The 18,452-nt window shown below is 56.9% G+C and carries 17 protein-coding genes; 9 read left to right on the top strand and 8 right to left on the bottom strand.

Going from position 1 to position 18,452, the window contains the following annotated elements:
- Positions 1 to 4 precede the first annotated feature (4 nt).
- From treY to B2A78_RS07490, 3 genes are all read left to right on the top strand, one after another.
- Complete coding sequence (gene treY, locus B2A78_RS07500) at positions 5 to 5,164, top strand: malto-oligosyltrehalose synthase (protein ID WP_077729299.1); 5,160 nt, start codon at positions 5 to 7, stop codon at positions 5,162 to 5,164.
- 85 nt (positions 5,165 to 5,249) lie between these two features.
- Positions 5,250 to 6,155, top strand: a complete 906-nt coding sequence (locus tag B2A78_RS07495) for a VOC family protein (RefSeq protein WP_077729298.1) — start codon at positions 5,250 to 5,252, stop codon at positions 6,153 to 6,155.
- A gap of 271 nt (positions 6,156 to 6,426) precedes the next feature.
- A complete protein-coding gene (locus tag B2A78_RS07490) occupies positions 6,427 to 7,116 on the top strand; it encodes a phospholipase (protein ID WP_077729297.1) in 690 nt (229 codons plus the stop codon).
- Between the two features lie 20 nt (positions 7,117 to 7,136).
- On the opposite strand, the gene B2A78_RS07485 is transcribed toward B2A78_RS07490, so the two are convergent.
- Complete coding sequence (locus tag B2A78_RS07485; RefSeq protein WP_168175374.1) at positions 7,137 to 8,237, bottom strand: DUF1207 domain-containing protein; 1,101 nt, start codon at positions 8,235 to 8,237, stop codon at positions 7,137 to 7,139.
- 218 nt (positions 8,238 to 8,455) lie between these two features.
- Between B2A78_RS07485 and B2A78_RS07480 the strand changes: the two genes are divergently transcribed.
- The 3 genes from B2A78_RS07480 to B2A78_RS07470 all read left to right on the top strand — a co-directional run bounded on the left by B2A78_RS07480 (position 8,456) and on the right by B2A78_RS07470 (position 10,149).
- Positions 8,456 to 8,899, top strand: a complete 444-nt coding sequence (locus B2A78_RS07480; RefSeq protein ID WP_077729295.1) for an Hsp20/alpha crystallin family protein — start codon at positions 8,456 to 8,458, stop codon at positions 8,897 to 8,899.
- Between the two features lie 16 nt (positions 8,900 to 8,915).
- Positions 8,916 to 9,308, top strand: a complete 393-nt coding sequence (locus B2A78_RS07475; protein WP_077729294.1) for an Hsp20/alpha crystallin family protein — start codon at positions 8,916 to 8,918, stop codon at positions 9,306 to 9,308.
- 163 nt (positions 9,309 to 9,471) lie between these two features.
- Positions 9,472 to 10,149: a DUF1294 domain-containing protein gene (locus B2A78_RS07470; RefSeq protein ID WP_077729293.1), complete on the top strand. Its 678-nt coding sequence runs from the start codon at positions 9,472 to 9,474 to the stop codon at positions 10,147 to 10,149.
- 31 nt (positions 10,150 to 10,180) lie between these two features.
- On the opposite strand, the gene B2A78_RS07465 is transcribed toward B2A78_RS07470, so the two are convergent.
- A complete protein-coding gene (locus B2A78_RS07465; protein ID WP_077729292.1) occupies positions 10,181 to 11,530 on the bottom strand; it encodes a HAMP domain-containing sensor histidine kinase in 1,350 nt (449 codons plus the stop codon).
- A gap of 301 nt (positions 11,531 to 11,831) precedes the next feature.
- Complete coding sequence (locus B2A78_RS25600; RefSeq protein WP_143735101.1) at positions 11,832 to 12,254, bottom strand: hypothetical protein; 423 nt, start codon at positions 12,252 to 12,254, stop codon at positions 11,832 to 11,834.
- 556 nt (positions 12,255 to 12,810) lie between these two features.
- Between B2A78_RS25600 and B2A78_RS07460 the strand changes: the two genes are divergently transcribed.
- The 3 genes from B2A78_RS07460 to B2A78_RS07450 all read left to right on the top strand — a co-directional run bounded on the left by B2A78_RS07460 (position 12,811) and on the right by B2A78_RS07450 (position 14,476).
- Positions 12,811 to 13,077, top strand: coding sequence for a PGPGW domain-containing protein (locus B2A78_RS07460; RefSeq protein ID WP_077729291.1), 267 nt, complete (start codon positions 12,811 to 12,813; stop codon positions 13,075 to 13,077).
- A gap of 102 nt (positions 13,078 to 13,179) precedes the next feature.
- Complete coding sequence (locus tag B2A78_RS07455) at positions 13,180 to 13,698, top strand: DUF4398 domain-containing protein (protein ID WP_139840988.1); 519 nt, start codon at positions 13,180 to 13,182, stop codon at positions 13,696 to 13,698.
- A 13-nt stretch (positions 13,699 to 13,711) separates the two neighbouring features.
- Positions 13,712 to 14,476 carry an OmpA family protein gene (locus B2A78_RS07450; protein ID WP_077729289.1) on the top strand — a complete coding sequence of 255 codons (765 nt, stop codon included), beginning with the start codon at positions 13,712 to 13,714 and terminating at the stop codon, positions 14,474 to 14,476.
- 62 nt (positions 14,477 to 14,538) lie between these two features.
- On the opposite strand, the gene B2A78_RS07445 is transcribed toward B2A78_RS07450, so the two are convergent.
- From B2A78_RS07445 to pabC, 5 genes are read right to left on the bottom strand one after another with little or no spacing between them, the layout of a single operon-like run.
- On the bottom strand, positions 14,539 to 14,895 hold the full coding sequence (locus B2A78_RS07445) for a PilZ domain-containing protein (RefSeq protein ID WP_077729288.1): 357 nt from the start codon (positions 14,893 to 14,895) through the stop codon (positions 14,539 to 14,541).
- Complete coding sequence (locus tag B2A78_RS07440) at positions 14,892 to 15,905, bottom strand: DNA polymerase III subunit delta' (RefSeq protein WP_168175373.1); 1,014 nt, start codon at positions 15,903 to 15,905, stop codon at positions 14,892 to 14,894. The genes B2A78_RS07445 and B2A78_RS07440 overlap by 4 nt, the downstream gene beginning before the upstream one ends.
- Complete coding sequence (gene tmk / locus B2A78_RS07435) at positions 15,905 to 16,525, bottom strand: dTMP kinase (RefSeq protein WP_077729286.1); 621 nt, start codon at positions 16,523 to 16,525, stop codon at positions 15,905 to 15,907. Before tmk ends, B2A78_RS07440 begins: the two co-directional genes overlap by 1 nt.
- Positions 16,518 to 17,555, bottom strand: a complete 1,038-nt coding sequence (gene mltG / locus B2A78_RS07430; RefSeq protein ID WP_143735100.1) for an endolytic transglycosylase MltG — start codon at positions 17,553 to 17,555, stop codon at positions 16,518 to 16,520. The genes tmk and mltG overlap by 8 nt, the downstream gene beginning before the upstream one ends.
- Complete coding sequence (pabC, locus tag B2A78_RS07425; RefSeq protein ID WP_077729284.1) at positions 17,471 to 18,346, bottom strand: aminodeoxychorismate lyase; 876 nt, start codon at positions 18,344 to 18,346, stop codon at positions 17,471 to 17,473. Before pabC ends, mltG begins: the two co-directional genes overlap by 85 nt.
- Positions 18,347 to 18,452: the final 106 nt, after the last annotated feature.

The raw sequence follows: 18,452 nt of genomic DNA, 5'->3' as shown, positions 1-18,452 counted from the left end.
ACTGATGCCCGTCGTTAAAGCGATCGACCAGCTGTGCGGCCTTTGCGGCATCGAGACGGAGTTCGTCGACTCACGGGGCGAAACGGTCCGCGTTTCCGCCGACACCAAGCGCGAACTCTTGGCGGCCATGGGCATCGATGCCTACGACGAGGCACGGCTGCCGGCGATCATGGCCGAGCTGGAATATGAGCATTGGCTTCGAATCCTGCCGCCGGTCAAGGTCGTTCGCGAGGGCGAGGATTCCCGCGTCATCGTCTGTACATTGCCTCGTCAGCTCGATCATGTGCTCATGACGTGGATTCTGGAACTCGACGATGGAAAGCGATGGGACGGAGACTTCTGCCCGGCCGAGTTGGCGCTGGTCGGCGAGCTGGCGATTCAGGACCAGTGCTATCGGCGCTACACCTTCACCCTGCCGGTTCAGCCTCCTCTGGGCTATCACCGACTGACGGTCGAGTACGCGGAGCGAAATCTCAAAGGCAGCATGAGCCTTATCGTGACGCCTGAGCGCTGCTATCTCCCGCCGGTTCTGCAAGAAAAACAAAAGGTCTGGGGATTATCGCTGGCTCTTCACGCCGTACGCTCGCAACGCAACTGGGGCATCGGCGATTTTACCGATCTCAAGGGCTTGGTCGATTATGCCGCCGAGCATGAAGCGGCGATGATCCGGGTGAGTCCGCTCCAAGCCCTGAAACCGGTGAAGCCGGAAATCGGCAATGCTTACGAGCCGTCCAACCGGCTTTTTTACAACGTGCTGTACCTCGACGTCGAAGCCATTCCCGACTTCGCCGAGTCCGAGGCCGTGCAGCAAGCCGTCGCGGATCCGGAATTCCAGGCGCAGCTACGCGCCCTGCGCGCCGAAGAGCTGATCGACTATACCGAAGTGGCGGCGGTAAAGCTCGGCATCCTGGAATCGCTCTTCGCTCATTTCCGCAACAAGCATTTGCGGAAGCTTTCCAAACGCGGAAAAGCCTTTCGCGCCTATCAGTCCGCGCGCGGGCCCGTTCTTTATCATCAGTCGCTGTTCGACGCGCTGTGCGAACGCTTTGCCCGCGAGGGCGCCGGATATTCGGCGTGGACCGATTGGCCGGCGCAATTCAGGGATCCGTCGTCTCCCGAGGTACAAAGCTTTGCGGCCGAAAATGCCGCCGGGCTCGACTACTATGCCTATCTCTACTGGCAGGCGGAACAGCAAATCCAGTCGGCCGGGGACCGCGCCGCGGAGCTCGGCTTGAGTATCGGCTTATGCCTGGAATTCGTATTCAGTGCCGCCGCGGGCGGTGCGGAAGTCTGGTCGCAGCAAACCTACCATGCGCCCGGCATCCGGCTCGGTTCGCCGCCGACCGAAACCTGCCCGGACGGCGGCGTCTCCACCATTTCGCCCTTTACACCACCGAGTCTGAGAGAAGCGGCCTACCGCCCTTTCACCGCCAGTCTGCGGCAGACGATGCGACATGTCGGCGCCGTGCTGGTGCACAAGGTGACCGACTTGGCCCGGCAGTACTGGATTCCGGCCGGCGGGAGCTCCGAGGACGGCAGCTATGTCGCCTTTCCCTTCGAGGACCTCCTGGGGATCCTTGCCCTGGAAAGCCAGCGCAATCGCTGTCTGGTGCTGGCGACCGACGGCGAAACCGTTCCGGCGGACATCATGGAACGGCTGAAACACGCGGGCGTGCTGCCTTGCGAATCGCTGTTCTCCCACTGGAAGACCGAAAAATTCCTGCCTACACGGGAATATGCGCCGGAATCGGCCATCGTCACGTCCGGGATCGACGAGCCACCCCTCAGAGGATTCTGGCTCGGGCGCGATCTGGACGAACGCACGGCATTGAAGCTCTTTGCCTCCGAAGATGCCCGCCACGACGCCGTCGTGGCCCGGGCAGTCGCCCGCGCTCGCCTGCTCGTCACGCTGGAACAGGAAGACTTGCTGCCGGCCGACATCAATATCCATCCGATTTCCGTGCCCGATATGATGCCCGACATGGTGCGCGCGGTTTATCTTCTGCTGTCCCGAACCGCGGCCGACATCGTGCTGCTGCGGCTGGAGGATGCCCTCGGGCAGGCCGACCAGCTCGTGATCCCCGGCGCGCCCGACGATTTTCCGAACTGGCGGCGAAAACTGCCGCTGGAATTCGAACAGTGGCGCAAGGAAGATACCGTCACCGCCTTGCTGCACGCCTTGGCCGAAAGGCGCAGCGGAATTCCGAAAACCCAGATCAAAAGCAAGACGGCGATAGCCGGGGGCGTCAGCTTTTCCATTCCGCGCGCCACTTATCGGTTGCAGTTCAACCGCGATTTCACCTTTCGCCAGGCGACGGAAATCCTGCCTTATCTTCAGGACCTAGGCATCAGCCATTGTTATGCGTCTCCGTATCTGAAAGCGCGGCCGGGCAGCACCCATGGCTACGATATCGTCGATCATGGCGAACTGAATCCCGAAATCGGCAGCCAGGAAGATTTCGACCGATTCGTGTCCGAGCTCGCACGGCGCGGCATGGGCCAGATTCTGGATATGGTGCCCAACCATATGGGCGTCATGGGCAGCGACAACATCTGGTGGCTGGACGTGCTCGAAAATGGACCGGCTTCGGATCATGCCGATTTTTTCGATATCGACTGGTCGCCGGTCAAAGACTATCTGCGCGGCAAAGTCCTGCTGCCCACCTTGGGGTCGCCGTACGGAACCGCATTGGAAAGCGGAGAGCTGGAACTCGCTTTCGACGCCGAGGAGGGTTCCTTCTCCGTTTACTACGGGCCCCACCGGTTCCCGATCGATCCCAAGGAATATCCGCGCATTCTGGCTTACCGGCTGGATCAGCTGAAAACCGCGCTCAGTCCGGATGATTCCCACCTCGCGGAATTTCAGAGCCTGATAACGGCTTTCAGCCACCTGCCCGGCCGCTGGCAGACCGGCAAGGACAAGCGCAACGAACGCAACCGGGACAAAGAAATCCACAAGCAGCATCTGGCGCGGCTGTGCGCAGCCAGCCGGGACATCTCGCAGTTCATCGCCAAGAATGTCAGCGAGTTCAACGGCATGCCCGGCGTTCCGGCAAGTTTCGACCGGCTCCACGAGCTTCTCGAATATCAAGCCTACCGGCTGGCTTATTGGCGGGTTGCGGCGGACGAGATCAACTATCGCCGATTCTTCGATACCAACGATCTGGCCGCCTTGTCCATCGAAAACGAGGATGTCTTCGAGGCCACCCACCGGTTCGTCCTGGACCTCATCGCCCTGGGAAAGATACAGGGACTCAGGATCGACCATCCGGACGGACTTTACAATCCGGGAGCCTACTGCCGGGCGCTGCAAGATCGCGTGCTGGCGTTGACCCGGACGGAAACCGCGGAATCCGAGGACCAGGCCGCCGCCACATCGGAAGCTCGGGCGTTCTACGTCGTGGTCGAAAAGATCCTCGCTCTGGACGAGAGCCTTCCCAGCCAATGGCCGGTCCATGGCACGACCGGCTACGACTTCGCCAACCTGGTCAACGGCCTCTTCATCTGGCCGGGGGCCGAGCAGGCGCTGGATGCCTTCTACCGGTCCTTCTGCAGTTTTCCCGTCGATTTCGACGAATTGCTTTACCAATCAAAGCGCTTGATTCTTAGGGTCGCCCTTTCCAGCGAACTCACGGTGCTCGCCAACCGGCTGAGCCGGATCGCGGAAAGCGACCGCCGCACCCGCGATTACAGCCTGAACAGCCTGCGGGATGCACTGCGGGAAATCATCGCTTGTTTTCCGGTCTACCGAACCTACGTAACCGGCCGGGGGATATCCGAAACCGATCGGAACTACATCGAGCTCGCGGTCGAGCACGCGAAAAAACGAAGCCTGGTGGGAGACCTTACGATCTTCGATTTCGTCCGGGACGAACTGCTGACGATTCTGGCGGAGGGCAAGAGCGACCGGTATCGGGAACAGGTCGTCTCGTTCGCGATGAAATTTCAGCAGCTGACCGGCCCGGCCATGGCGAAAGGCATGGAAGACACGGCTTTCTACCGCTACAACCGTTTCGTGTCTTTGAACGAAGTCGGTGGCGATCCCAGATATTTCGGCGTTTCGCTCGCCGATTTTCATCGCCGTAACGAAGAACGCAGCCAATTCTGGCCCCATTCCCTATTGAGCACCTCGACCCACGATACCAAGCGTTCCGAGGATGTGAGGGCCCGCATCGACGTGTTGTCGGAGCTTCCCGATGAATGGATAGCGCGCGTCCGTAACTGGAGCGAGCTCAACCGGAAGAAGAAAAGCATGGTCGACGGCGATCCGGCCCCGTCGAGAAACGATGAATACCTGATTTATCAGACTTTGGTCGGAACCTGGCCGCTGGGAGAGCTGAACCCGGAAAGCGCGGGGAACTACGTGCAGAGATTGGAAGCCTACATGGTCAAGGCGATGAGAGAAGCCAAGCTGTTCAGCAGTTGGCTGAATCCGAATTTACCCTACGAACGGGCAGTCTCGGATTTTCTGCGGAAACTCGTAACTCCAGGAGAGCAGGACGAATTTCTCCGCGACTTTCGCGATTTTCTGTCGGGCATCACCCGCGCAGGTTTGCACAACAGCCTGGCTCAAGTCCTGCTTAAGCTCACCGTTCCCGGCGTGCCGGACGTTTATCAGGGAAACGAGCTGTGGGATTTCAGCCTGGTCGACCCGGACAACCGTCGGCCGGTGGATTATGAGCGGCGACAGCTTTTATTGAACGAGATCAAGGCATGGGATGGACTGACTGCGCCGGAGCTCGCACCGAAACTCGGTGAGATGCAAAGCGATATGAGCGACGGGCGAATCAAGCTGTATGTCACACGGGAAACGCTGCGAGTGCGGCAACAGGATCCGGATTTGTTCCGCCGCGGCGGCTATCATCCGCTGGAAGCCGAGGGGAAAAAAGCCGAACACCTGTGCGCGTTTCTCCGCCGCTTCGGCTCGCGCACGGTGCTGGTGGCGGTGCCCCGCTGGATATTGCGCCTCGGCAACGGCGCCTTATCGCCGCTGGGCGATGGGACGGTTTGGGACGATACCCGCCTGACGCTGCCGCCTGCCGTCGCCGGCACTTATGCGCACTGCCTCACGCGGGAACAGGTAACGCTTGGCGGCGCGGCCCCGCTGATGGCAACGGAATTGTTTTCGGGCTTTCCGCTGGCGTTGTTGGTCAAGGTGGATTAGTGGGTTTTCACATCCGATAGAAGAAGCCGCCGTAGGCAGCACCTTGAATCCGAAAGCACCATAGGTCGTTTGGCAGGAGTTTGTGATGCGTCGTATCAGATACAAACCTTTCAAACACACTTGTAGAAGCATTATCCCGGTCCTGCTGATCGTCTCGCTCGGACTTTTTTCGGCCTGTGCCGACCGTGTGGTCGAGTTGCCCGCAATCTCGCCCACCGAGACGCGGCTCCACCAACCCGGCCGTTTTGTCTGGCACGATCTCGTGACCGACGATCTACCCGCCGCCAAGCGTTTTTACGGAAGCCTGTTCGGCTGGCGGTTTACCGACTCCACTCAAGGTGATTTCGACTATTCGATTGCCTGGAACCACGGACGTCCGATTTCCGGTCTCGTGGCTAAGGATACCGAACCGCCGCACCCCGCGAATCAGTGGCTTAGCTTGCTTTCGGTCGAGAATGTCGATCGCGCGGTGCAGCTGGCCGAGCGATCCGGCGGAACCGTGCCGCTGACGCCGGTGAACGCGCCGGAACGGGGACGTTTCGCCGTTATCCGCGATCCGGACGGTGCTCCGCTGACGGTAATCCGTACCCGATGGGGCGATCCCGAGCCCATCGAACCCGAGGAAAACGACTGGTTTTGGGACGAATTGTGGGCCGAGGACCTCGACAAGGCGACACGGTTCTACCATGAGCTTGCGGGATATCAAGTCGACTCGTGGCCGCGCGAGAGCGGCAAGCAACCGTATCTCATCTTCAAGCGCGAAGGGACTCCGAGGGCCGGACTCGCAAGACAGCCCCTGGCCGGGGGACAAGCGGCCTGGCTGCCGTACATTCGAGTCTCGGATCTCGCCGGAACTGTTGCCGGCGCGGAAAGTCTCGGAGGTAAGGTGCTCATCGCTCCGCACCCCGACATCCGCTCGGGAACGGTCGCCGTGATGACCGATCCGTCGGGAGCGATGTTCGGCATTCAGCAAATACCGCCTTCACGATGAAGCAAGAGGTCCGATCATGAAAGCAGCCAAAAGGCCGATCATCCTGATCATAGGGCTGATCCTCGTTGCGCCATTACTTAGCGCTTGTAGCAGCGTGAGGCCGTACGCCGGTATCGGCATTTCCGGGCCAGGTGTCCGATACGGTCCGGTTCATATGCGTACCGGCGTGAGCATCGGATTTCCGCTGAGATGAATCCGACCGGCTGGAGCTCACAAAAGGACCCGAGCGTCACTCGAACCTTGGAATCTTCATTCAAGGAAAAGTATCGCAATGAGCAAAATAGGACATCTTTCGGCGCGTCCGGAGCGGATAAAGATCAAGAAGTCCGCCCCAACCGGCCTGCTACCGCTCAGACTCGAAGAATCCAAGCGTAGCGGGCATCTCTATATTCCAGAGAGCTATCGGGGAGGCCGCGCTCTTCCGCTGGTGTTGTTGTTTCATGGAGCCGGGGGCAATTCCCAGCACGGTTTGGCCCCTCTCTTGAAGTTGGCCGATCCTTGCGGATTGATCCTGGCGGCGCCCGCATCGCACGAATTCACCTGGGATGTGATCATCGAAGACTATGGGGTAGACCTCACCCAGGTCGATCGGGTCTTGAGCCATGTGTTTACCCACTATGCGGTCGATCCGTCGCGAATCGCGATCGGCGGCTTTTCGGACGGCGCGTCTTATGCGCTCTCGCTGGGCGTCATGAACGGTGACTTGTTCAGCCATATCCTCGCGTTTTCGCCGGGCTTCATGATATCCACCGTACAGCGCGGAAATCCGCAGGTTTTCATTTCCCATGGCACGGACGATACCGTGTTGCCTATCGACAAATGCAGCCGCCGCATCGTGCCGCAGCTGAAGCGGGCCGGCTATGAGGTTGTCTACCGGGAATTCGAGGGCGGCCATAGCGTTCCCTCGGATATAGCGCAGGAGGCTGCCCGTTGGTTTGCCGGAAAAACGGGGCTGCATTGATCCCAGCGGGTCTCTCCTGTTCAGAAATAGAAATGGAGACCGGTCCCGAAATACTCGATGTGCCTTTCGAAAAACTGGCCGTTCGGCGAGCGCCCGTTGAAATATTCGAACAGCCACTGCAAGCGCCGACCCTCCAGCCAGGCGCTGCGAAACTCGATGCCGGCACGCGCCGAATAGCTGGCGTCCCAATCGCCTCCTTCGGCAGCCTGAATGTCCAGTGCCGCGACCGGATACAAGAGTTCGGTAAATACTGGATAGGGGCTCGTCAACTCGAATCCGCCTTGCACAAACCATGGTTCGAGATCGCTCGGATCGGTTCGGAACAGCCCTCCTCCACCGCCGTAGAGGCGCAAGAAATCGCCGAAATTCCAGGAGAGCAAGAGATCGGCGCCCTCGAAGGAAAGATTGATGCGATCGACCCGATTGCGCAGCAGGTACTCGTCGCCCAAATGCGAACTCTGGTGGAAAACGCGCGCCTGGGCCGAGAAGGGGCCGGTTCTGACGCTCGCCGGCAGCGCCACGAAGAAATCGGAGTTCACCAGATCGGTAGAATTCGCGTTCAGATTGAAAATCGAAAATACCCCGGCCTGGAGTCCGACTTGCCACATGGCGCCCAATCCTTCCCATCCGTAAAACGGAAGCGTGGCGCCGAAGTTCGCGGAACCGACCGTGTTCAGTTCCTCATCGCTCTGGTAAAACTGGACGGATGCGGAGAAACGCGGCCATTTCGGATCGGCGATCAGGGACTCGAAAGCCTTGGTCGGCGGAAGCCAGCCCGTATAGCGCGTCAGTTTTCCGGAAGATGACGCCGGCTGGGTTTCGGGGACCGGCTCGCGAACCGCAATCGACGCGCTGCCGGGTCTTCCCACTTCGACCTGTAACCCTTCTATGCCACGCAGAGCGTCAGCGACCGTTTGCGGGTTCTGTCCTTTGAGTTGAGCCGGATCGAGCACCAGCCGACCGTTTTTCACGCTGGGTTTCGCATCGCTCAACCCGAAACGCATGGCGAGTACGGCCGAAGCATAACCCTCGAGGAAACGATCGTCCCTCGGACCGGCCGGCTGAGCCACAGAAGGAATGAAAAAAACGAAGGAAAGGACCCATCCATAGTGCGAGCGCATGGAGTAACTCCTGAAATCCATTCGGGGTGCAGCGTGATCTTAGTCCGTAGGCAAGTTCCAGGCAATGCCGGAAACCCGCCAGCCCTTGCGCCGATCAGGCCAAATGAGGAAAGGCTTGGCGTATGCCGCTCGCTCCGAATCTCTTGAAAATCGCGGCCGAGACCCCATTGTTCTTTCAGCCAGCAAGAGTTTGAACCGCTTAAAAGGAGGTATGACCTATGTTCAACAGACTCACGCCATTCGAGAGCAGCTTATTCGACGAGTTCCAACGCCTGGAGCGGGAGATGGACGATCTATTCGGCCGTTGGCCTTGGCCGATTGGAATCAGATCCGCCACTCGCGGCAGTTTCCCCCCGGTGAATGTGGGCGCCACATCCGACGAGGTGGACGTTTACTTGTTTACCCCGGGTGTCGATCCCAAGACACTGGACATCTCCATTCAGCAGAACGTGCTGTCCGTCTCCGGCGAGCGGAAATTGCCGAAAAAAGAGGATGCCAACTACTATCGCCAGGAGCGTTTCGACGGCGAGTTCCGGCGCGCGATCATGCTACCGGAAGATGTGGATGCCGATCGAGTCGAAGCCCGCTGCGAGAACGGCATTCTGCACATCAGGGTACAACGGCGCGAGGCGGCCAAGCCTCGGCAGATCGAAGTGAAATGAGCAAAAGGAGAACATCATGGCTGAGACACAAGATGTTGCAACAAGGCAGTCCGCCGACGTCCAAAAACCCGAGCGTCAGGTGGTGTTGAACCCGCCGGTCGATATCTGCGAAGATGCGGAGGGCATCACGCTGGTAGCCGACATGCCGGGGGTATCGAGAGATCGACTCAACATAGAAGTCGATAAGAACAGTCTGCTTATCGAGGGTGATGCGCATTTCGACATGCCGGAGGGCATCCAGGCGCTATATGCGGACATCCGTTCGACGCGATACCGCCGGAGTTTCTCGCTCAGTCCGGAACTGGAACCGAACAACATCGACGCCACACTCAAGGACGGCGTGCTCACTCTGAAAATTCCCAAGCGGGCCGAATTGCGTCCGCGCAAGATTGAGGTACGCGTGGATTAGCCGGAGCCAGCCTTTTGGATTCTGCGATGTCGAGGCCCGGTGTTCGGAAGCGCCGGGCCTTGCCATATCCGCGAATCGGATTTGAGCCGGCAGATGTAAAATCGATTACAAATGACACAGGTAACAATAAGGCGTATGCCAAAGTTCTATAAGGCAAATTGAATTGACCTCCGCCCCTTTCAATAAACGAAAGACGACCGGCCGCAAGCGGCGGATCGTCGCCGACGATTCCCGCTTGCAGGAAGGCGTCCTTGTCCTTTGGAACGATGACAAAGGCTTCGGATTCGTGCGTCCATCCATGGGCGGCGACGACTATTTCGTCCATATCAGCGTACTCGAGGAGGGTACGAGCCGGCGCCCACAGGTCGGAGACATCATTTTCTACAACGTGGCAAGCGACGTTCCCGGCAAGAGGCGCCTTTCCTACGCCGCGATCAAAGGCGTCGATATCACGGCGAAAAAGCCGACCGAGGGTATCCTAGCCACCCCGCGTTCGCCATTTCTCTGGACCTTGATCGGGTTGCCCATCCTCTTGTCGTGCTATCTGATCTGGCGGACATACAATCCGATTCCGTTCTTTTCTTACGTTTTCCTGAGCGTCCTGGCCATCATGCTTTATGGACTGGATAAGAAACACGCGATAACCGGCCAATGGCGCATACCGGAATTTTACATGCACATAATAGAGTTGATGGGAGGCTGGCCGGGGGCGCTCCTTGCGCAGCACGATTTCCGCCATAAGATACGGAAAACCCGCTACAGGATAATCCTGTGGGGCATTATTGTCTGCCACGGACTGGCGTGGGCAGCGTTTCTCGCGGTCGATTTTCTTGGGCCCTAACCCTCATCGAGTTCGGGCAGAAACCGGCCGATCATGAATGAACGCTTTTCAACGTAGCGGACGGGGATTCTCCGCTAGCGCCGACTTCCACAAGTTCTTCGGAAACCGGCAACCTGATGACGAACTCGCTGCCTCTTCCGGGACCCTCGCTGCTGGCTTCGACCCGGCCCCCGTGTAACTCCACGAGTTTTTGGACGATCGTCAGACCGATACCGAGACCGCCTTGCGAGCGGTCGATGGTACGCTCGGCTTGAGTGAACAGATCAAAAAGCCTCGGCAACAGATGGGCCGGTATGCCCTCACCCGTATCACGTACACAAATGACCGCCTGGGCGGATTCACGCGCCACCGTCAGCCTGATTTTGCCGCCAGAAGGCGTGTACTTGGCCGCATTATTGAGTATGTTCGAGAGAACTTGAGCCAAACGCACCGGATCCCCATAAATCTGCACCGGTTTTTCCGGTAACGAGACCGCGAGTTCGTGATGACGAGCATCGATTAACGGCTTGCTGGTTTCGAGAGCCTGTTCGATAACCGTGGCAACCGTTATGGCGCGCTTGTGCAGCGTAATCTTGCCCCTGATGATGCGTGAAACATCCAGCAGGTCGTCCACCAACCGGGTCAGATGGCCGGCTTGACGATCAACGACATCGCGCGCCCAAGCTAATTTGGGATCGGCCACACCGATCTTGCGCATGACCTGCACGGCGTTTCGAATCGGAGCCAAGGGATTTCTGAGCTCATGACCCAACATGGCCAGGAACTCGTCCTTGCGGCTATCGGCATCGCGAAGACTGTCTTCGACCCGCTTGCGTTCCTGAATCTCCAATTTAAGCTGGCGGTTAAGCTGCATTAACTCGTGCGTGCGTTGCGTAACCCTCTCTTCCAGATTAGCGTTCAGTTGCCGAATCTTCTCCTCGGCCGCCTTGCGTTCCTGTATTTCCTTGATCAATCGCCGGTTGGTCTCTTCCAGTTCCTCCGGGCTAGGCATGGCGAGAGCCTGGGGGATCAACGGCCATAGCACAACGGCAGCGACGACCGAAATCAGGGCAGTGAACAGCTTGACAATACCTTCCACCTCGTAGATCGGCTGCCAGACCGTCCAGGCTTCCAACAAATGAGTCGTACCGCAGGCGAGAATGAAGGCGCCGAAGAGCAAGAAAATATTGCGAAAGCGAAGATTGCGGCGGCGCAGGACGAAGTAGATCAAAGCGCCTGGAATGGAATAGTAGGCCAGCGCCGTCATGACGTCCGAAAAAACATGCAGATAAAGCAAGGAAGGACGCCATAGCAGGCAATATCCGTGAGGCATGAGCCCGTCAGCTGAAATTAATGTTTGAAGACTATCCCACATGGTTTGTATCTCTATGAATCTACTCATACCTCGATTCCGCAGGCGATCAGAAATCCGGCAATGATCGGGACTGATAGCCAACGGGGATAGGCCTTAAGTGGGGAAGCTTAAATCGAGTCGATCGGTTGCACACCTCCAATCGACCAATCAATCGGATTGCTACATTGCTACAGAGCGCCGGCTAAGCCCTCCCCTTGTAGATGGGCGCCGAAAAGGAGGCAATCACCGAGCGTCTATAGATGCTCAAATGGCGTCTAAGTTCCCGCGCTATCTTGCTTTATCTCCCGATCCGCCGCGGAAGACCGCCCTCTTTCGTGACCGGCATGGTTTAAACGGGGAAACCAAGATCGGCAACCAGCGCCGGGCATTTAACAAAATCAAGGATGCAAAATAATAACAGGTCGATTGATAGCGGTTGTCCGGTTTCAGCAGGCTCCATTTTATATATCCCTCCAGAATCTACTCGAAAGCCTACCGATCGCCATAAGCAAAGGCAGTAGAAACACGACTCTATAAGGGGTTGCCGAGCGTAACCGATGTGCTTCACAAAAACATACGGCACAACCAATGAGCCGGTCACTTCATGAAACATATCGTACCTCCCAAGAGATATGCTGCCGATAGGCGATTCCACTTTCGCGGCATTTGTCACAGTTAAGAGATAAGTATATTCACGGAGTTTTACATTTTTTTGCGATAGATTAGCAAGCTCGCCATCTAATAGGTAAGGCTTCTTTTTTGCATGCCCCACGTAGACCGCGGAGCCAACAAAGGCGCCGGTGCGCGCCGGGGCTCATATCCCCGGAAGGCCGGTTCGACTCCGGCAAGCCCTTTCCCGCGGATGGACAGGTACCGAATCCATGCTCAGTAAAACTGGGACTTATTTTTAGGTCGGCTTAATGAGTATTGATATATATTGGTCAGCCGATCTTAAAACCGAATTGAATGCCTATTCAATCATGATTTGCCTTTCACACTAAGAGGCCTTTCCGTAATGATTAAACGTAATGTTCAATCAAGAATATTATTTTCTGGAGATCAGAGATAATTCTAGCGACGTCACTTGACCATCCGTCTTTGTGCTGCTTTTCGTCACGATTTATCTATGTGATCGAGATGCTTTTTAACGATCTAAAAAACGGCTCTTTGAGGGCAATCGGATAATCCTAAATGCCTACTGCCTTGCTAAGCGAACGACAAGATCGTTCAGTCATACGGCTCGCCTTCAGAAACTGAACCACCGCCGACCGGTCAAAACCTTGAAAAGTTTCAGCAAAACCTCGGCTCATCAATGAAAAAGAGGACTTATGTCACGCACGAGCCTCGTCAAAACGTATAAGGTGGCGCGGCGCGTGGTCATCGGAGTGGTCGGATCTACCGTAGTGTTGATCGGGATCGCTTTAATCGTATTGCCGGGTCCAGCTTTTCTACTCATCCCTTTAGGCCTGGCAATTCTGGGCATCGAATTCGCCTGGGCGCGACACTGGTTACGTGTCGTCAAACGACGAGCCAAAGATCTCAAGCAAAGTGCCGACGATATCAAACGGAAAGCTAGCAATCTGATCGGGAAATGAACCGGTAATACTGTGAGCAAAATAAAGAGTCAGTTACCCGATGACACACTTCCGATAACTTGCCGGCTGCGAAGCGATTTTTTCTCGCATTTGATCGAGCCTATGGCCGATGCGCCCGACTATCGTATCGGCGAGCACTTAACGCTTGGCTTATCGACAGGGAATAAGAGTAGTTCTGAAAGTCGCAACTCTCATGTTACAGGAGGTTTTCTCATGAGAATCTACAAGGCATTTTCAAAACCTCGGCCAGGTATTTCTATCGTCTGTTTGAGTGCTATGGGATTGTTCGGTTGTGCATCCGAAACTCCGCCCATCAATACGATTTCGACAGCGGATACGGCTCTCAACCAAGCCATGATGGTAAAAGCGTCGGAATATGCCCCGGCGGAAATACAACGTGCCATGGATAAATTGGGACGCGCCAAGAAGGCTTTGGCTGACGAGAAATACGAGGATGCGCGCCGTCTGGCCGAGCAGGCCCAGATCGACGCCCAGTTGGCCGAGGCTAAAGCCCAGTCGGAAAATGCCCGCCAAATGGCGCAGCAAGCCCAGCAAACCATCGAAGAGCTGCGCCGCGAGGCGGAAACCAGAGGTCGGCGCACTGACGACGTGAATCTCTAAAGGAGGCAACGCTATGTCAAGGACGGACAATAATCTCCGTTATTCACTCGCGATTCGCTGCTTTTCGCTAGGCATAATCACCCTATGCGCAGGCTGCGCCACGCAGAACGAATCCTTGGAAAAGGCTCGCCTGTCGTATTCGCAAGCCCAGCAAGACGTCGAGATCGCACAAAATGCTCCAGTCGCGCTCGCGGAGGCGGGTGAAACCCTGCGGCAGGCCGAAAACGCTGACGATGAAGACGAAACCACCCATCTCGCCTACATCGCCCAGAGGAAAATCGAGATCGCACGGGCCATAGCCGAAACCCGAAAAGCCGAGTCCGAGACCCAGCAAATCCTCGACGAACGCGAGAGGCTGCTTCTACAACAGGAGCTTTCTGCGCTTAAGGCCCAGCAGACCGAGCGTGGTCTTATGGTTACCTTGGGCAGTGTGCTATTCGAATACGATAAAGCCAACCTCAAACCGGGCGCTCAGCAAGAGCTTTATCAGTTAGTGAATACGCTTAAACAGCACCCGGATCGCAACGTCCTCATCGAAGGGCATACCGACAGCCGCGGATCGGAGTCCTATAATGAGGAGCTGTCTCTGCGCCGCGCACAAGCCGTGCAGGATTTCTTGCTTAGAAACGGCGTCAGCCCGGACCGTATCGTGACCCGCGGATACGGCGAGGCTTATCCAGTGGCTTCGAACGATACAAACGCCGGACGGTTACAGAACCGTCGCGTAGAAATATATTTGTCGGAACCGGGCAAACCAGTCGCCGAACGAGGTAGATGATATCAACCGAAGTCCGAACTCAAAGTGAAGCCGGGCGTCATATAACCGTCGTTCGTCAGCAGTTACATCGTATGTGTCGGCCGCTGCGACTCGAGGCTGCCGGCCAGGTAGTTTTCGATTCGGGCACGTGTAGCCCCGCCGTCCTCGTCGCTGAATTGCACGCCGATACCCGCGGCGCGAGAACCCTCCGCACCGTTAGGGGTAATCCAGATAATCTTTCCGGCTACCGGAATCCGTTCGGGTTCATCCATAAGATTCAGCAACATGAATACTTCTTCGCCCAGACTGTAGCTGCGGTTCGTCGGAATGAACAGCCCACCGTTCTTGACGAACGGCATATAGGCGGAGTACAGAACATTTTTATCCCGAATCGTTAGAGACAGAATGCCTTGGCGTACCTTGTTTTCGCTTGCACTCATGATAGATACCAGTCCGCTTGCGGCGACTGTCCGAGTTGCGCCCAATGAATCAAAAGCTCCTCCAAAAGCAACTGGCGGTTGACTTGACCGTTCAGCGCGCGTTTTGCTTGCAGCAATAAGTCGAGGAATCCGAACAAGCTCTTCAAGTGTAGTCGACGGACCAAGGCCTGCAAGCCCTGACGCAAATCCGGGTTATCCAAACGCGGAGAGTCCGGCACGCTGCGGAGACGGATTAAGTCGATAGTCCATGAAACCATCCAGTCGACCAAATCCTCATAAGCCAAGGTCGACCACCGTTCCGCGAGAGTTATTGGCTCTTGACGTCGCAAAGCCACGTCGACGTACTCCGAAAACGCCGTCCTCCGGCGCTCCACGACGTCTGACTCGGCCAACGCCAACGCCTTTAATGGAGCATGCCTCGCAGTGGCCAGCAACACGGCTGTAGCTTCGCCGGTTCCTTGCTCCTCCAGCCATCGAGCGGCGACCGCATCGTCCGGAAGCGCGATCGGCAAACGCTGACAACGACTGAAAATAGTCGCCGGCAGGGCGGAAGGCATATCGGTCAGCAATAGCATTACCGTATTTTCACCCGGTTCCTCCAAGGTTTTCAGGAGGGCATTGGCTGCACTGATGTTCAATTGATGCGCCGCGCAAAACACGACTATGCGGTAGCCGCCGTACTGCGGCTTGAGCGAAAGGTTCGCGATCAAGTGCCGAACCGTGTCCACAGCGATAGGCTTTCCCCGCTCTGCAGGCTCTATCCTCAGGAAGTCCGGGTGGGTTCCGGCTAGAAACAACCGGCACCCGGCACAATCGCCGCAGGCAAAGATTTCCGGGTGCTTGCAAAGCAGCTTTTGGGCGAAAGTCTCGGCCAGATACGTTTTCCCGATCCCGTCAACACCGTGAATCAAGAGAGCCTGTGGCAGCCTCTGAGAAGCCAGATAAGCGTTCAGCTTTTGCCATGGCTCATCGAGCCAAGGATAGAGAATGCCGCTGGACGCCGTTCCCATCAGGTCTGACGCAAAGAATCCAAATGCCTTGCGATTTCCGCCTGCACGCCCTCGAGCGGCTGAGTCGCGTCGAGTAGCTTGATGCGGTGAGGCCATTGTCTGGCCAAATCGCAATACGTTTCCCTGACCCGGGAAAAGAAAGCCGGCAGTTCGGTTTCGAAACGGTCCAGTTGGCCTCTGCCTTTAGCCCGTTGGAGGCCGACTTCCACGGGAGCGTCGAACAAAAGGGTGAGATCGGGTTCCAGCCCTTTCTGCAACCATTCTTGAAGAAATCGAATGACCGCGTTATCGATGCCGCGCCCACCGCCCTGGTACGCATAACTAGCATCGGTGAACCGATCGCAAACGATCCAGATGCCTTTGGCCAAAGCGGGCTCGATGACTTCTTCGATGTGCTGGGCGCGGGCGGCGAACATCAGCAAGAGTTCAGTCCGAGCCGACATCCCTTGAGAATCGATCACCAGCCGGCGGATGGCTTCACCTATAGGGGTGCCGCCAGGTTCGCGGGTCACGAGAAATCTAATTCCACGCCTTTGCAGATAATCTCGGATGAACTCCAGATTGGTGGTTTTGCCTACGCCCTCCCCGCCTTCGAGGGTGATGAATTTTCCTCTAGTCATGTCGCCGCATTTGGAATTGTTCGACCGCGCGCCGATGTTCTTCCAGACTATCGGAAAAAACGTGAGTGCCGTCTCCGCGGGCGACGAAATACAAACTCTCCCCCGCAGCGGGATGCAAGGCCGCGCGGATCGAATCGCGCCCCGGATTGGCGATGGGGGTCGGCGGCAATCCCGAACGAACATAGGTGTTGTAAGGCGTATCTTTCAGCAAGTCTTCCTTCCGGATATTTCCAGTGAAGCTGTCACCCAGACCATAAATGATCGTCGGATCCGTTTGCAGCAACATACCTTTGGCCAGACGTCGAGTGAATACGCCGGCAATAAGAGGACGCTCATCCGAACGGGCCGTTTCCTTCTCCACAATCGAAGCCACGATCAATGATTCGTAGGGCGTACCATAGGTAGTCCCTTCGGCACGATTGGCCCATTCTTCGTTCAGTACTCCCTGCATTTTTCGATAAGCCCGCTTGAGAACCTCGATATCCGAGGTGCCCTTGGTCACGAAATAAGTGTCCGGATAGAAACGTCCCTCCGGATGCTCATCGGGCGCCCCGATGATTTGCATGATCTCTTGGGGAGATTTACCCGTTGCACGTTTCTTTAGGGGGGGACTTTGATCCAATGCGCTCAAAATTTGCCGGAATGTCCAGCCTTCCACAAGCGTAATCGGGTACTGGCGGACCTTGCCCGAGACGAACAGCGCCAGTAGCTCCCGAAGCGTCGTCCCCGGCGGGATTTCGTACTCGCCATACTTCAAATGTCTGGCCGAACCGTCCAGATAGGCCCGAAATCTGAACCATACCGGGCTAGATACAATTCCCTGCTCTTTAAGTCTGGCTGTTATGCGGGCCAGGCTGTCGCCCTTAGCAATCTCGAAATAAGCTGGACTCTCGAGTCCTAGCGGCCTATCCAGCGCTGCTCGATAGTCCATCCACAACCATCCGATCAGGAAACTGGCAGCGATGACGATAATCCCGATCGCCCGTTGCACGCTGCGGCCAACTCGCTTTCCGCCTTCGTCCTTAGCCATCGATCAATCTCTTCTGTAATCGGCCCAATACCATATGTTCGATGCTCGCATCGGCGAACGGGCCATAGTCCAATTACGCAGTTTGTTAAAAATACCTCGTCGGCAGCGTAAAGTTCCTCAAGCGTAACCCGTGACTCTACGAAGTCGACCCCGTTCTCCTGAGCCGTCGCGATCGTTATGCCACGCATGACCCCGGCGACGCCGCAGCGGTCGATTTTCGGCGTGTGCAGAGTGCCGTCCTTAACCAGAAAAACATTGCTCATCGTGCCTTCGGTGACATAGCCCTCGGCATCCAGCATGATGCCTTCCCGAATCTCGTCGGCAGCCCACTCCGCACGAGCAAGGATTTGTTCCAGACGATTCATGTGTTTGATGCCGGCCAGCCGGGGGTTGATACCCAACCGGCTCCCGCAAACCCGTATCTCGACACCGACTTTCCATAATTCGGGCGGATATTCGGGCAGGGGGTGCATGCTCAGGACCCGAGTCACCCGCTGCGGTTGCGGCAGTCGGTAACCGCGGCCTCCGATACCTCGGCTGATTTGTATCTTCAACACCCCTTCCAGCTGCGTCATGCAGAGTGTCCGTACATCGGGCTCTAAACATTCGCTCCCGGGAAAAGAAATGAGAAGTCTTTGGCAGTCGCGCTCCAGACGAGCCAGGTGCAAAGCCCAAAACAAAGGGACTCCTTGACGGACGGCAATCGTGGTGAATGTCCCGTCTCCGTATTGGAAGCCACGGTCTGCCAAATCCACACAACGTGTCGGTTGGCCGTTCACTAGAGCCGTCATACACGCCGAACCCACATCATCATCTTAATCGGCCAACCCAAAAAAACCTGGTCTTAAGATAACAAAAAGCACGCTGATGCGTGCCTATATGAACGTCCAACTCTAA

The sequence above is a fragment of the Methylocaldum sp. 14B genome (assembly GCF_002005105.1).
GTDB lineage: Bacteria > Pseudomonadota > Gammaproteobacteria > Methylococcales > Methylococcaceae > Methylocaldum.
This window is presented reverse-complemented; position numbering and strand designations above follow the sequence as displayed.

What these genes read in the sequence shown, in the direction of transcription:
- B2A78_RS07450 (WP_077729289.1), top strand. Translation starts at nt 13,712, where the DNA reads ATGTCAAGGACGGACAATAATCTCCGTTATTCACTCGCGATTCGCTGC.
- B2A78_RS07445 (WP_077729288.1), bottom strand. Translation starts at nt 14,895, where the DNA reads ATGAGTGCAAGCGAAAACAAGGTACGCCAAGGCATTCTGTCTCTAACG.
- B2A78_RS07475 (WP_077729294.1), top strand. Translation starts at nt 8,916, where the DNA reads ATGGCTGAGACACAAGATGTTGCAACAAGGCAGTCCGCCGACGTCCAA.
- mltG (WP_143735100.1), bottom strand. Translation starts at nt 17,555, where the DNA reads ATGGCTAAGGACGAAGGCGGAAAGCGAGTTGGCCGCAGCGTGCAACGG.
- B2A78_RS07495 (WP_077729298.1), top strand. Translation starts at nt 5,250, where the DNA reads ATGCGTCGTATCAGATACAAACCTTTCAAACACACTTGTAGAAGCATT.
- B2A78_RS07480 (WP_077729295.1), top strand. Translation starts at nt 8,456, where the DNA reads ATGTTCAACAGACTCACGCCATTCGAGAGCAGCTTATTCGACGAGTTC.
- B2A78_RS07490 (WP_077729297.1), top strand. Translation starts at nt 6,427, where the DNA reads ATGAGCAAAATAGGACATCTTTCGGCGCGTCCGGAGCGGATAAAGATC.
- tmk (WP_077729286.1), bottom strand. Translation starts at nt 16,525, where the DNA reads ATGACTAGAGGAAAATTCATCACCCTCGAAGGCGGGGAGGGCGTAGGC.
- pabC (WP_077729284.1), bottom strand. Translation starts at nt 18,346, where the DNA reads ATGACGGCTCTAGTGAACGGCCAACCGACACGTTGTGTGGATTTGGCA.
- B2A78_RS07455 (WP_139840988.1), top strand. Translation starts at nt 13,180, where the DNA reads ATGGCCGATGCGCCCGACTATCGTATCGGCGAGCACTTAACGCTTGGC.
- treY (WP_077729299.1), top strand. Translation starts at nt 5, where the DNA reads ATGCCCGTCGTTAAAGCGATCGACCAGCTGTGCGGCCTTTGCGGCATC.
- B2A78_RS07460 (WP_077729291.1), top strand. Translation starts at nt 12,811, where the DNA reads ATGTCACGCACGAGCCTCGTCAAAACGTATAAGGTGGCGCGGCGCGTG.
- B2A78_RS07440 (WP_168175373.1), bottom strand. Translation starts at nt 15,905, where the DNA reads ATGGGAACGGCGTCCAGCGGCATTCTCTATCCTTGGCTCGATGAGCCA.
- B2A78_RS07485 (WP_168175374.1), bottom strand. Translation starts at nt 8,237, where the DNA reads ATGCGCTCGCACTATGGATGGGTCCTTTCCTTCGTTTTTTTCATTCCT.
- B2A78_RS07465 (WP_077729292.1), bottom strand. Translation starts at nt 11,530, where the DNA reads ATGAGTAGATTCATAGAGATACAAACCATGTGGGATAGTCTTCAAACA.